Source organism: Mesoflavibacter sp., assembly GCF_964226795.1.
Lineage (GTDB): Bacteria > Bacteroidota > Bacteroidia > Flavobacteriales > Flavobacteriaceae > Mesoflavibacter > Mesoflavibacter zeaxanthinifaciens.
In genome coordinates this window covers 20692-34801 of record NZ_CAXQQP010000010.1, presented here as the reverse complement: position 1 = coordinate 34801, position 14110 = coordinate 20692, and the positions used below count along the sequence as shown (strand labels likewise).

The 14110-nt window shown below is 31.5% G+C and carries 13 protein-coding genes; 3 read left to right on the top strand and 10 right to left on the bottom strand.

Features of this window, described 5'->3' with window-relative positions:
• Positions 1-6: 6 nt before the first annotated feature.
• Both ACEQT4_RS09130 and ACEQT4_RS09125 read right to left on the bottom strand, forming a co-directional pair.
• Positions 7-1089 (bottom strand): mannose-1-phosphate guanylyltransferase, encoded by a 1083-nt coding sequence (locus ACEQT4_RS09130; protein ID WP_370227109.1) that lies wholly within the window; start codon positions 1087-1089, stop codon positions 7-9.
• 4 nt (positions 1090-1093) lie between these two features.
• Entirely contained in the window at positions 1094-1693 is a 600-nt protein-coding gene (locus ACEQT4_RS09125; RefSeq protein ID WP_027880349.1) for a SprT-like domain-containing protein, read from the bottom strand.
• A 162-nt stretch (positions 1694-1855) separates the two neighbouring features.
• On the opposite strand from ACEQT4_RS09125, the gene ACEQT4_RS09120 reads away from it, so the two are divergent.
• Positions 1856-2455, top strand: coding sequence for an NAD(P)H-dependent oxidoreductase (locus ACEQT4_RS09120; RefSeq protein ID WP_370227107.1), 600 nt, complete (start codon positions 1856-1858; stop codon positions 2453-2455).
• A gap of 56 nt (positions 2456-2511) precedes the next feature.
• Here the strand turns inward: ACEQT4_RS09120 and argS are convergent, their stop codons facing one another.
• The gene (gene argS / locus ACEQT4_RS09115) at positions 2512-4296 is read right to left on the bottom strand and encodes an arginine--tRNA ligase (protein ID WP_370227104.1); all 1785 of its coding nucleotides are present in this window, start codon (positions 4294-4296) and stop codon (positions 2512-2514) included.
• A gap of 309 nt (positions 4297-4605) precedes the next feature.
• On the opposite strand from argS, the gene ACEQT4_RS09110 reads away from it, so the two are divergent.
• Entirely contained in the window at positions 4606-6672 is a 2067-nt protein-coding gene (locus ACEQT4_RS09110) for an ATP-binding protein (RefSeq protein ID WP_370227102.1), read from the top strand.
• 1 nt (position 6673) lies between these two features.
• Here the strand turns inward: ACEQT4_RS09110 and ctlX are convergent, their stop codons facing one another.
• Complete coding sequence (gene ctlX / locus ACEQT4_RS09105) at positions 6674-7606, bottom strand: citrulline utilization hydrolase CtlX (protein ID WP_370227099.1); 933 nt, start codon at positions 7604-7606, stop codon at positions 6674-6676.
• 74 nt (positions 7607-7680) lie between these two features.
• Positions 7681-8235: a thioredoxin family protein gene (locus tag ACEQT4_RS09100; protein WP_370227097.1), complete on the bottom strand. Its 555-nt coding sequence runs from the start codon at positions 8233-8235 to the stop codon at positions 7681-7683.
• 116 nt (positions 8236-8351) lie between these two features.
• Between ACEQT4_RS09100 and ACEQT4_RS09095 the strand changes: the two genes are divergently transcribed.
• Positions 8352-8777: a hypothetical protein gene (locus ACEQT4_RS09095; RefSeq protein WP_155912635.1), complete on the top strand. Its 426-nt coding sequence runs from the start codon at positions 8352-8354 to the stop codon at positions 8775-8777.
• Between the two features lie 3 nt (positions 8778-8780).
• Here the strand turns inward: ACEQT4_RS09095 and ACEQT4_RS09090 are convergent, their stop codons facing one another.
• From ACEQT4_RS09090 to porV, 5 genes are all read right to left on the bottom strand, one after another.
• Positions 8781-9461: an SDR family oxidoreductase gene (locus tag ACEQT4_RS09090; RefSeq protein WP_027880342.1), complete on the bottom strand. Its 681-nt coding sequence runs from the start codon at positions 9459-9461 to the stop codon at positions 8781-8783.
• Between the two features lie 91 nt (positions 9462-9552).
• A complete protein-coding gene (locus tag ACEQT4_RS09085; RefSeq protein WP_370227094.1) occupies positions 9553-11187 on the bottom strand; it encodes a pyruvate dehydrogenase complex dihydrolipoamide acetyltransferase in 1635 nt (544 codons plus the stop codon).
• A gap of 3 nt (positions 11188-11190) precedes the next feature.
• A complete protein-coding gene (gene pdhA / locus ACEQT4_RS09080) occupies positions 11191-12189 on the bottom strand; it encodes a pyruvate dehydrogenase (acetyl-transferring) E1 component subunit alpha (protein WP_027880340.1) in 999 nt (332 codons plus the stop codon).
• 89 nt (positions 12190-12278) lie between these two features.
• Positions 12279-12761 carry a cytidine deaminase gene (gene cdd / locus ACEQT4_RS09075; RefSeq protein WP_370227090.1) on the bottom strand — a complete coding sequence of 161 codons (483 nt, stop codon included), beginning with the start codon at positions 12759-12761 and terminating at the stop codon, positions 12279-12281.
• A gap of 82 nt (positions 12762-12843) precedes the next feature.
• Positions 12844-14085, bottom strand: coding sequence for a type IX secretion system outer membrane channel protein PorV (gene porV / locus ACEQT4_RS09070; RefSeq protein WP_027880338.1), 1242 nt, complete (start codon positions 14083-14085; stop codon positions 12844-12846).
• Positions 14086-14110: the final 25 nt, after the last annotated feature.

Sequence of the window (14110 nt, the reverse complement as noted above, 5' to 3'; positions counted from 1 at the left end):
TAATAATTATCCGTAGTGCTCACCAAAAGTGTTTTTTACATTTTGAAGCACTTTTTTAATGTCTTGTTCTTTTGCTTTAGGAAAGATAAGCAAAACTTCGTCTTTATCAACAATTATATAATCGTTTAATCCATCTACAACTACAACTTTTTCTTTAGCTGTTCTAATCATATTTCCAGAAGCATCTTCTACTAAAGTTTTTGCATTAACAACAGCGTTTTGGTTTTGATCTTTATCTAGTTTATCATATAAACTTCCCCAAGTCCCAAGGTCATTCCAATCAAAAGTTGCTGGTATTACATATACATTTTTAGAAGATTCCATTATGGCATAATCAACCGAGATGTTTTCTGCTTTAGCATAATTTTCTTCTATAAATTCTGCTTCTGCATCTGTATTGTATAGCTCCATTCCTTTACTAAAATGCTGAAATAATTCAGGTTGATTATTCTTAAAAGCGTTAATTACAGATGAAACACTCCACATAAATATACCTGCATTCCAAAGAAAATTTCCTTGTGCTAAAAACTGTTTTGCAGTATCGTAATCTGGTTTTTCTCTAAATTGAATAACTTCGCTTATATTTTCTTCAAAATAATTACCGAATTCTATATAACCGTATCCTGTATTAGGAAAGGTTGGTTTTATACCCAAGGTCATTAACGCATCGTTTTGCTCACAAAACTGAAAGGCTTGCTGTACATTTTGCGTAAATGCAGTTTCATCTTCAATCCAATGATCACTTGGTGCCACAATCATGACTGCATCTGGATTTAGTTTTTGTATTTTTAACGAAGCATACAAAATACAAGGTGCTGTATTACGCATTGCTGGTTCTAAAACCACTTGTTTTTGCTTAACTTCTGGTAACTGTTGTAGGACTAAATCATTATATTTTTCATTAGTCAGAATAAAAATATTTTCAGTTGGAATTAACTTGTTTAATCGCTGAAATGTTTTTTGCAGTAATGTATCTCCTGTTCCCAACATATCATGAAACTGTTTTGGAAAACTCTCTGTACTTACTGGCCAAAACCTTGACCCTACACCACCAGCCATTAAAATGGCGTAATAATTTTTGTTTTGCATTTTGTTAATTATTTATTACAGTTACCTCTGCATTTGCATTAAACAGATATATTTTACCTGTTGAAACTTCTACACATTCAAAACGTGTACGGCGCTTTTTTAATTTTCTAAAAACTTTTCCGTTATATATTTTAAATGTACTTTGTAAAGGTATCTCAAATATAAAGGTTTTATTAGTATTTGCGTCAAACTGCTTTAATGCGTAGGCCAATTGCACATCTGTGTCGCTAGATGCTTTTGGGTTTTTAAAATGATTAGCTAGAATTGGTAAAATCTCAGACGGAAAGACATCTGGGTTTAAAAAAGGTAACATCAAGTATTGAAAGGTCTTCTTCCACTCTATCCCATGTGGCTTAATCGTTTTACCATAAGTTTTATAAGCTTCTAGATGAGCAACTTCATGTACCAAAGTAATTAAAAACCGATATTTATTTAAACTACCGTTTACTGTAATTTGATGCTTACCATTTGGTAATTTACGATAATCACCGTGACGTGTTTTTCGTTCTTTTTTTATTAATACTGTTAAATTTTCGTGCTCTAAAAGCTTTAAAACATTTGGTAATGCAGTATCTGGAATATAATTAGAAATGATGTGTTTCATCACAGCAAAATTAAATAAACTTTACCACTTCAATTCAGGGTTATCTTATATAATTATTAACATTACTTGAAGTTTAATGCTAATCATTTCATAAAATACCATTTGTATTTTGCTTACACACTTAGCTATTTTTAAATTTAAGTGAATCAATAAAAATAAACTATGAGTTTTTTAGAAGCAATGCAGGAGCGTTACAGTACTAAAAAATATAACGCATCAAAAAAAATAAAGGAAGAAGACATTCAGTCATTAAAAGAAATTCTAAGATTAAGTCCTTCTTCTATAAATAGTCAACCTTGGAAGTTTACATTTGTAAGAGATCAAAAAACCAAAGAAAAATTATCTAAAGTATCGTGGATCAATACAGAAAAAGTGTTGGATTGCGACACTTTAATAGTTTTAAGCAGAATAGACAATTTAGAGGTTTTTGAAAATCAAATTAAAGAAGAATTGCCAGAAGCTGCTGTTAATTATTACAATGAAACCATAAAACCAAAACCAGAGTCTTATATTAAATCCTGGTTTGACAAACAAGTCTATTTATCTTTGGGGATACTTTTAAGTGCTTGTGCAGAAATGGGTATTGACTCTACACCAATGGAAGGTCTTAACCCTGAAGATTATAATAAAATTTTAGAACTTGACAATTATGCTACTTTAGTAGCTGTTGCAATAGGATATAGAGATGAAGATGATCATAATCAACCTAGTAAAAAACCTAAATCTAGAATGTCTATTGATAAAATAATAGATACTGTCTAATAAAAAAACGCTTTCAATTTTTGAAAGCGTTTTTCTTATAATTCTTGAGTTACTTTTTACATCCTTTCAGGTACATTAATACCTAACAAGCTAAACGCATTTTTTATAGTCTTTGCTACTGTATTTGATAACTGAACTCTAAAAATAATTTCGTTTTTAGTATCTGCACCTAAAATTGATACATTTTGATAAAAGCTATTAAATGCTTTTACTAAATCGTAAGTATAATTAGCAATTAAAGCAGGACTGTGTTGTGCTGCTGCTTGTTGTACAGTATCAGGAAATAATTGTAGTTGTTTAATTAATTCGCGTTCTTTTTCGTGTAATTCTACTTCATTTGCATCTAGTTTAACAGTAAAATCCACATCCGATTTACGTAAAATTGATTGTATTCTTGCATACGTATATTGAATAAACGGACCAGTATTTCCTTGGAAATCTATAGACTCTTTAGGATCAAAAAGGATTCGTTTTTTAGGATCTACTTTTAAGATATAATACTTTAATGCACCAAGACCAATAGTTTTATAAAGTTCTTCTTTTTCGTCTTCAGAGTAACCGTCTAACTTACCTAATTCTTCAGAAATTGTTTTTGCAGTAGTTGCCATATCTGCAATTAAATCGTCTGCATCTACAACGGTACCTTCACGACTTTTCATTTTTCCAGAAGGTAAATCTACCATTCCGTAACTTAAATGATATAGGTTTTTAGCCCAATCAAACCCTAATTTTTTAAGGATTAAAAACAGGACTTGAAAATGATAATCTTGCTCGTTACCAACGGTGTAAACCATACCGCCAACATCAGGAAAATCTTTTATACGTTGTATAGCAGTACCAATATCTTGAGTCATGTAAACTGCTGTACCATCTGCACGAAGTACAATTTTCTCGTCTAAACCATCATCGGTTAAATCGCACCAAACAGAACCATCTTCACGTTTATAAAATACACCAGACTTTAGTCCTTCGCTAACAAATTCTTTTCCTAGTAAATAAGTTTCGCTTTCGTAATATAATTTATCAAAGTCTACACCAAGGTTTTTGTAGGTTACGTCAAATCCATCGTAAACCCAACCATTCATTTTACTCCAAAGTGCGACTATATCTTCATCTCCTGCTTCCCATTTTTTAAGCATCTCTTGAGCTTCAACTAAAATTGGAGCTTCTTTTTTTGCTTCGTCTTCTGTTTTACCTGAAGCTTTTAAATTTTCAATTTCTTTTTTGTACTCTTGATCAAACTTGACGTAATAATTCCCGACTAACTTATCGCCTTTTAAACCTGTAGTTTCTGGTGTTTCGTTGTTTCCAAACTTTTGCCAAGCTAACATACTTTTACAAATATGAATACCTCTATCGTTTATAATTTGTGTTTTATAAACTTTTTTACCAGAAGCTTTTAAAATCTCAGCAACACTGTAACCTAAAAGGTTATTACGTATATGACCTAAATGTAGTGGTTTATTTGTATTAGGCGAAGAATACTCGACCATTACGGCATCGTTTTCTGCAATAGTATCTTCAAAACCGTAAGTTGTTTTATCTTTTATTGTATTAAAAAACTCTACAAAATATGATGCGCTAATTTCTAAATTTAAAAAGCCTTTTACAACATTAAAACCTTCAACTTCGTTAACATTTTCTACTAAATAATTACCTATAGACTCTCCAATTTGCACTGGATTACCTTTTACAACGCGCAACATAGAAAATACAACAACAGTAATATCTCCAGGAAATTCTTTTCGTGTTGCTTGAAATTCTACAGATTCTAAATCGGCATTAAAGTTACTTTTTACTGCGCTTTTTATTTGCGTTGTTAGGATGTCTTGAAGATTCATATTTCTTATAAAAATTAAAGCGCAAAGATAGTATTTTTAAGGTTTTAATTGAATGTAACAAAATTTAATTTCACTTAAAACACTTCTTTAAAATACATATTTTTCAGGTAAAAAAAATGAACTTAACCGTTAGTCTAATTTTTTGGTATTACCTCTTAAAAATTATGTATAACGACTATAATTATTCATTTTTATATCCATGAAGGAAAAATCCCTCTATTTTCTTCATTTTAATTAAACTAAGTTATGTGTATAATTTAAAGTAATGGTTTATCGCTACCATTATTTAATTATCACTGTGTGAATGAAATGAAGGGACTACTCGTCTTATTTTTAATGTTTTTTGTAGGGTCCATATGTTTTTCGCAAAACGAAGAACTGGATAGTCTTACAATACAATTAGCTTACCAAAACCCTGATACATCAAAGGTTAATACTTCTATTAGTATTATTAAACTTTTGTTTGAAAATAAGGATTTTAGTAAAGCCAGCAAGTTTATACAACAAAGTGAAAGATTAGCTAATGACCTTGATTACAAACAAGGCTTAGCTAAAATTATATATTACAAAGCTAAAATCTATCAAGCAGAAGGCAAAAAGACTAGAGCTATAAACACCTTAAAAAATGCTCGTTTACTATTTTCTAAAACTAAAGACACACTTGCTGTAGCAAAAGTAAACAGTAATTTAGGTGTTTTAGAAATAGAAAATGGTAACTACAAAGAAGGATTATCTTATGCTCTTTCTTCTATCAATGAGCTTGAAAAAAGAAACCGTTTTGACGACTTATCTTCTATCTATAAAAGCTTAGCTAATGCCTATAAAACTTCTGGAGATTTAGATAAAGCTATAACTTATAACCTAAAACGTCTTAATGCAGATAACCAAAGTAATAACACAAAAAGGTTAGTAGAGACAAATAAAGATTTAGGTAATATTTATTCTACTAAAAAGAATTACACACAAGCTATAAGTTATTACGAAAGTGCATTAGGTTATGCCAATTCTACAGATACAGCTTTAAGAGCTAGTATTTTACCGTATTTAGGTAATGCTTATTTAAAAAAAGAAGATTACAAAACATCTGCCAAATATTTAGTAGAAGCTATTAAGTTAAATCGCGAAGTAGATAATAAGAAAGAAATGGCTATTGCCCTAAATGCTTTAGGGGAATTAAATCTTGTTCAAAATAGATTAAAAACTGCTGAAGAACAATTATTAGAAGCTGCCAATATAAGCAGAATTGCTAATAATGACGAAGTACTAATGGAAAACTACAGGTTAATGAAAACCTTAGATTCTATTAAAGGAAATTTTGAAAGTGCTTTTGTATGGCAAAGTCATTACCATAAATTAAAAGAAAAAATAGATAGCCAACAAGTAAAAGTTACACCTTTAATTATTGAAGAGCCAGAACAGACTTTAAGTAAAGACCTAACATTAATCCCAGATACTAAAGAAGATACTGCTAATTCTGTAAGCAAAGATAAGTTTGATAAATTCAAACTTATCTTTTATGCTTTATTAGCTGCATTTGCTGTACTACTTACATTTTTTGTGTTGTTTTTAATGAAACGTAACAACAAATTAAAGTATACTAGAGAGCTTGAAGCTAAAAACAAAAAAATAGAGCTTCAAAATGAAGCTATTTTAGAACAAAGCAAGCATCTAGAAAATATCAATAAAGTTAAAGACAAACTATTTTCTATTGTATCCCATGACTTAAAAGACTCTTTAACCTCTACAAAAGGCTTTATAGACTTATTAAAAGATGGACAACTAAGTCAAGATGAATTTCATAGTCTTTTACCAGAATTAAGTGAAAATGCAAATAATGCGTCTTTACTATTGTTTAATTTACTTAACTGGTCTAAGTCACAAATGCAATCTTTAGAACCAAAACCTAGTTTGTTTGATATTCAAGAAGTTTTTGCAGACAAAGTAAAACTTATTGAAAGAAAGCTTGATGCCAAAGGAATACATCTAATAGATAATACACTTAGAGATTTTATTTATGCAGATAGAAGCATGGTAGAAATAGTTATACAAAACCTTTTAGCTAACGCAGTAAAATTCTGTAATAGAGGAGATAGTATTTCTATTTCTAATCAAATTAGTAATGGTAAGTGTATTATTAGTGTTGCAGACACAGGTGTTGGTATTAAAAAAGAAGACATAAGCAAAATTTTTGGCAATAATACCTTTACCACACGTGGTACTAATAAAGAAAAAGGAACAGGTTTAGGACTAACAATATGTAAAGAGTTAGTCGAGTTAAATAAAGGATCTATTTGGGTAGAAAGTACAGTAAATGTTGGAAGCACTTTTTATGTAGAACTACCAAAAAATAAAGTTGAAAATCCTGGTGAGACATGAACTACACCTTCGGTAGAAATACCTCAGCCATCATACACCTCGCGCTTCCGCCACCACAAGTCTCTATAGTTTCTAAACTACTTGATAATATTGGGCAATGTGCTTCAATCATTTTAATTTGTTCTGGTGTTAAACTGTCGTGAGCAGATTGACTCATTACTAAATATAACTTGTCATCGTTACCTCTAACTTGAAGCATGTTTCCTGCAAATTCATGCATTTGGCTTTCAGTAATTTTTATAATTTGTTTACCGTCTGCTTCTAAGTGTTTAACTACATTTTTACGTTCTTTTTTATCATCTATTGTATCTAAACAGATAACAGCAAATGTTTCTGCTAAACACATCATTACGTTAGTATGATATATTGGCAAACGTTTACCATCTACGGTTTGATTAGCCGTAAAAACTATTGGTGTAAATTCAAAATCTTCACAGAATTCTATAAACAAACTTTCGTCTGCTCTTGGCGACAACGCACAGTAAGCTTTTCTGTTTGTTCGATCTAATAACAAACTTCCTGTACCTTCTAAAAATACATCTTCGTCTTCAGCTTCTGTATAGTCAATAAAATTATTGATTTTAAAACCTTCTTTTTCTAAACGTAAAAATATTTCTTCCCTTCTTTCTCTTCTTCTATTTTCGGCAAACATTGGATATAAAGCGACATCTCCATTTTCATGAAAACTCACCCAGTTATTAGGGAATATAGAATCTGGTGTATCTTGTTTAATATCATCATCTTCTACAATTACATTTATACCAACATTTCTTAATTTTTCTACAAACGCATCAAACTCTTCTTGTGCTTTAGCATTTACCTCTGCATTTTTCAAATCTATTTCTTCTTGAAAATAGTTATTTACTGCTGTTTGCTCATTCATCCTAAAATTTACTGGACGAATCATTAAAATGGTGTTAGTTGTTTGCTTCATGTTGTTTAGAAAATGATTTTAAATTGAGCGCAAAATTATGATTTTTAAAAGATATTAATTGCCGTTTTAACTAATTATTTCCACTTAATATTACAACCCATTGATGGTAACTGATTTTTTAATGGTGTATCATTATTTAAGGTTGCGTTGATAGCTGCTATTAAATCTTTACCTGTCAAAGGTTTATCGTTTCCTGGTCTGCTATCATCTAATCGTCCATGATAAGTAGATTTTAAATCTTTGTCAAAAACATAAAAATCTGGTGTACATGCTGCATCATAAGCTTTTGCTACATCTTGTGTTGGGTCATATAAATAAGGAAATGGATATTTATTTTTTGCAGCAACTTCTTTCATTTTATCAGGAGCGTCTTGTGGATAATTTTCAATATCATTACTACTAATAGCAATAAAATTAACGCCTTGACTTTTAAATTGATTAGCTAACTCTACAAGCTTACTATTTACATGAATTACAAAAGGACAATGATTACAAATAAACATAATTACTGTTGCTTGTTTTCCTTTTAATTGCTGTAAGTTAAAAGTTTTACCCGTAACTGAATCTTCTAAAGAAAACTCTGGTGCAATTGTATGTAAAGGAAAAGGGTTTGAAGGTGTTAACGCCATGATTTTGTTAATTTTTTATATATTTTTCAATAATTTATTTTGAACTTTAAATTATATTACTTTTCTTAGATAAAGATTAATGTTTTCCCTAACATTCTAATTGATTAATAGCACATATGAAGTTTTCCCTCTTTCTATTGCTTTTTATGACACTTTCTGTTGTAAAAGCGCAAGACATGTCTGATACGTCTAAGTTTTTAAAAGTGACTAGATACAGACTTAAACCAACCGAATTAGCATTACATAAAGATATTAATTCTGATAACGTTTACCTAAAGATTTATAAAAATCACAAAGGAAGTATTATAGAAGATTATAAGTTTTTTAAACCTAAAAAAAATGAAATACTTTTCTTTTATGGTGTTAATAAAGAAACTAATAAAACAGAAATGTTTTTTAAAATTCATAACAACTTAAAAGAGGCTTACAAAAACAAAGAGTTTGAAAAGCTAATAAAAATTGTAAAAATCTTACAGTATAATATCTTTTATAAGGATAATTTTTCTAGTGCAGATGCATATGCAGCTTTAGAGCGCACCTAATTTTTAAGGTGTCGAGTTTGATACTTGCAACATTTTACCATTATAATATTTCTGTCCGTTTAAAGAAAAGTCAGCTATATAATCTGCCATTTCTTTAGCTGTTGTTGGTGCAATGTACCCTGGAAAAGCCTCTTCTAACATTTCGGTTTGTACAGCGCCTAAAGCCAATACATTAAAACTTGGTCCAGTTTCTTTAAACTCTTCAGCTAATAATTCGGTTAAAGTAATAACAGCACCTTTACTAGAACTATACGCTGCTAAACCAGGAAACTTCATACTACCTTGTACTCCACCCATAGAACTTACTGTAACCACATGACTTTCTTTTGCCATAAAAGGAATTACGACTCTTGTCATTTCGGCTACACCAAAAACGTTAGTTTTATACACGTATTCAAAATCAGATATAGATGTTTCTACAAAAGGTTTGTTTAACAAAGCTCCAGCATTATTAATAAGTACGTCAACTTGTTGCCAATTGGCTTTTATAAAATCTTCAACTTTATGATAATCGTCTTCTTTACCTAAATCAAAAGAAAACGAAGTAACATTTTGCAAATTAAGATCAATAACGGGTTGCTCGTTTCTTGATAATGCTAATATATTACAACCTTTTTGCGCAAAGATTTGAACTAATTCAAAACCAATTCCGCGACTTGTCCCTGTTATTATTATGTTTTTCATCTCAATTATTTTGGATTATAAAGTTAAAAAAACCTGTTTCAAATAAGATGAAACAGGTTTTTATTTATTTAGTTTTCGCTTACGCGGAAATTTAAACTAGCATTGTTACAGGATTTTCTATATATCCTTTTAATGTTTGAAGGAATTGCGCTCCTGTAGCTCCATCTACTGTTCTGTGGTCACACGCTAAAGTTAATTTCATTGTGTTACCAGGTACAATCTGACCGTTTTTAACAACAGGTTTTTGTACGATCGCTCCAACAGATAGAATTGCAGAATTAGGCTGATTAATGATAGATGTAAAGCTTTCTATTCCAAACATACCTAAGTTAGAAATGGTGAATGTGCTTCCTTCCATCTCATCTAAACTTAATTTTTTGTTTCTAGCTCTACCTGCAAAATCTTTTACTGCAGCTCCAATTTGAGGTAAAGATTGCTCGTTAGCAAACTTTACAACTGGTACTAGTAAACCATCTTCTACAGCTACTGCCACACCAATGTGAACGTGATTGTTTAATTTCATCTTATCGTCAAACCACTGAGAGTTTACTTGTGGATGTTGCTTTAATGCCAATGCACAAGCTTTTACAACCATATCATTAAATGAAATTTTTGTATCTGGTAAAGAGTTGTATTGCGTACGGAATGCTATTGCATTATCCATATCAAACTCTACATTTAAGTAGTAATGCGGTGCTGTAAACTTAGATTTAGCCAAGTTTTTAGCAATTGCTTTACGCATTTGGCTGTTTGGCACTTCATCAAAATCTTCTTGACCTGAAGGTACAAACTTACCAACTTGAGCAGATTGTGCTGCTGGAGTAAAGTTTTCTATATCACGCTTTACAATACGACCGTTTTCTCCAGAACCTTTAACTTGAGATAAGTTAATTCCTTTTTCGACTGCCATTTTCTTAGCTAATGGCGACACAAAAATGCGTCCTCCAGAAGCTGTTTGAGTTGGCTGAGCAACAGGTTTAGATTCTGTTTTAGTGTCTTGTTTTGGCGTTTCTTTTTTAGGCTCTGGTTTAGACTCTTTTTTAGGAGCTTCTTCTTTTTTAGCTGATGCATCTCCACCAGCTTTGAAGTTTTTAGCAACACCTGAAACATCTGTTCCTTCAGGTCCTAAAATAGCTAATAAAGCATCTACTTTTGCAGATTGTCCTTCTTCTAAACCAATGTGTAATAACGTACCTGATTGAAACGACTCAAACTCCATCGTCGCTTTATCAGTTTCGATTTCTGCTAAGATATCTCCTTCTTCTACTGCATCACCAACTTTTTTAAGCCAAGTTGCAACAGTACCTTCTTCCATTGTATCACTTAAGCGAGGCATTGTTACTACTGTAACACCTTCTGGTAATTCTTCTGAACTATTTTCAGATGACTTATCTTCAGAAGTGTCTTCTTTATCATCTGTATTTTCTTCTGACTTCTCTTCTTCTTTTGTTGAAGATTTACCATCTAAAAGGCTTGAAATATCTTCACCTTCTTCTCCTATAATTGCTAAAAGCTCGTCTACTTTAGTAGTTTCTCCTTCTTGAACACCAATATGTAATAATGTCCCTTCGTAAAAAGACTCAAACTCCATTGTTGCTTTATCGGTTTCAATTTCTGCTAAAATATCACCTTCTTCAACTTTATCACCTACTTTTTTTAACCAAGTTGCGACAGTTCCTTCTTCCATGGTGTCACTCAAACGAGGCATATTTATTACTTCTGCCATAGCTTATAATTTGTGTTGTATAAATGGATAATCTTCTTGTTCGTATACAGAATCGTACATTACATTCTTTTCTGGGAATGGAGACTCTTCTGCAAATTTCTCACATTCTGAAACTAATTTTTTAACGCGCTTATCAATCTGCTTAATCTCTTCTTCTGTAGCGTATTTTTCTTCTAAAATAATATCTTTTACTTGCGTAATAGGATCTATTTTCTTGTATTCTTCTACTTCTTCTTTTGTACGATAATGTTGTGCATCTGACATAGAGTGACCTCTATATCTGTAAGTTTTAACCTCTAAAAATGTTGGTCCGCCACCTTTTCTTGCACGTTGGATAGCTTCGTCAAAAGCTTCTGCAACTTTAATTGGATTCATACCGTCTACTGGTCCACAAGGCATTTCGTAACCTAAACCTAACTTCCATATGTCTGTATGGTTGGCGGTACGCTCTACAGATGTACCCATAGCGTAACCATTGTTTTCACAAACAAAGACTACTGGTAATTTCCATAACATAGCTAAGTTAAAAGACTCGTGTAATGATCCTTGTCTTGCAGCACCATCACCAAAACAGCAAATTGTTACCGCATCGCTATCGTGATATTTATCACCAAAAGCAATACCTGCTCCTAAAGGTATTTGTCCTCCAACAATACCGTGACCACCGTAAAAACGGTGTTCTTTAGAAAAAATATGCATTGAACCACCTAAACCTTGAGATGTACCAGTTGCTTTACCATAAAGCTCTGCCATTACTCTTTTAGGGTCTACACCCATTCCTATAGGTTGCACGTGATTACGATAAGCAGTAATCATCTTGTCTTTAGTTAAGTCCATAGCATGTAATGCTCCTGCTAATACTGCTTCTTGACCGTTGTAAAGGTGTAGAAAACCTCTAACTTTTTGTTGAATGTAAACTGCTGCTAGTTTGTCTTCAAACTTTCTCCAAAACAGCATGTCCTCATACCATTTTAAATACGTTTCTTTAGTTATTTTTTGCATTGGTGACGTTTATAGTTTTACCGATTAACAAAAGTAACACTTTAGTTAGTAATGAAAAAACTGAAAATAATAAAAAATTAACGAAATCGTTATAGGTAGCTTTTATCAAAACCTAATGGTAAAAGATTTGCTAAAGAGTTAGACCTTACTACTTTTCCTGATTCTCCCATAAAATAAATTTCTATTGGATGGTTTTGTTTGTTTTCATACTCTGATATAGCTTGTCTACAAGCTCCACATGGAGGTATAGGTGTTATTGTTGTATGTATTTTTGAACTTGCAGAAATAGCCATTCTTATTATTTTTTCTTCAGGATATTTAGCTCCTGCAAAATAAATTGCCGTACGTTCTGCACATAATCCTGAAGGATATGAAGCGTTTTCTTGATTGCTACCTGTTATTATTTCTTTGTTTTCTAATAGCAAAGCAGCGCCTACATTAAATTTAGAATATGGTGCATAAGCTTTTTCTCTGGCACTTATTGCTTGTTTCATTAAATCTTGAACTTCTTTTGGTGTATCATTTAAATGATCATATACCTGCAAAGTTGTTTCTATTTTCACTTCTTTCATATTAATAAAGATACTAAACAATTATAGACAAAAAAACTATTGCTTTCGCAATAGTTTCTTTTTAACGTCTTTTTAATATTTTCTAATATTCATCATATTCTCCAGCTCCAAGATTAAAGGTTAGAGAAAACCTTAATGTTCCTTCTAAAGGACTTGGTACTTTTGATGATGAAAATAAGTACGACATATCTAAGTTTAACACGTTATATTTAAATCCTGCTCCTAAAGCAAAAAACTTACGTGCACCTTTAGTTTCGTGCTCATTAAAATATCCTGCTCTTAGTGAGAATGCATCTTGATAAACATATTCTGCTCCTAAAGCGTAGGTAAATTCTTGTAACTCTTCTTTAAAACCTCCTGGTGCATCACCAAAAGATTGAAAAATCCCTGATAAAAATGGTACATCATTATCTTGTCCTGCTATTATGTAATTGGCATCATCACTTACTAGCTCATCTGCATCTGCTTGATAACCTGGTTCTCCGTTGTTATCTATATATTCTAATCTTCTACCTCTTTGCGGTGGTGTTGGCACTAATAATTTTGATACTTCTGCTGTAACAGCTAACTTGTTATATTCATCAAATATGAAATCAAATCCTCCTCCTAATCTTAAGTTGGTTGGCTGAAAGTTTTCTACACCTGCTTCGTCATACTTAAATTTAGGTCCGATATTTTGGATAGCAAATCCACCACGCCAGCGACCATTAAAATCACTGTAAGCTTCTTCTTCACTTTGATAAAAACCTGAAATATCTACGCCAAATGTACTTGCTGCAGAGTTATCATTATTACCCGTATTTAGTTTTAAATCTGATCTTAAATAACGCATTGTTACTGCCATACCAAATTGGTCGCTTAATCTAAGTCCATATGATAAATCGACAGTAAACTCATTAGGTCTTTGTATTAATGCTTCAGAAAATTCATCTTCAACAAATTCTATATCTCCTAAAGAAAAATATTTAAAACTTGCAGCAAAAGCACTATTTTCATTTATTCTATTAAAGTATGTTACATTTCCTAAGAAAATATCATTAACCAACTTACTTAGATATGGTGTGTAACTTATTGCTACTCCTGATTTATCTTCTGAAAAAACATATTTTGAAGCATTCCATTGCTGAGAAAAAGCGTCTACAGATGTAGCTACACCCATGTCTCCTAGTGATGCTGCACGTGCATCTGGTGCTATTAATAAAAAAGGTACTCCTGTAGTAATTACTCTACTATCTTGATAAGGAGATATCTCTACTACATTTTCTTGTGCTAGTCCATAAAAAGATGTTAATAACACCAGCACCATTAAAAATCTATTTTTCATATATATAATTTGTTAGCAAATATAA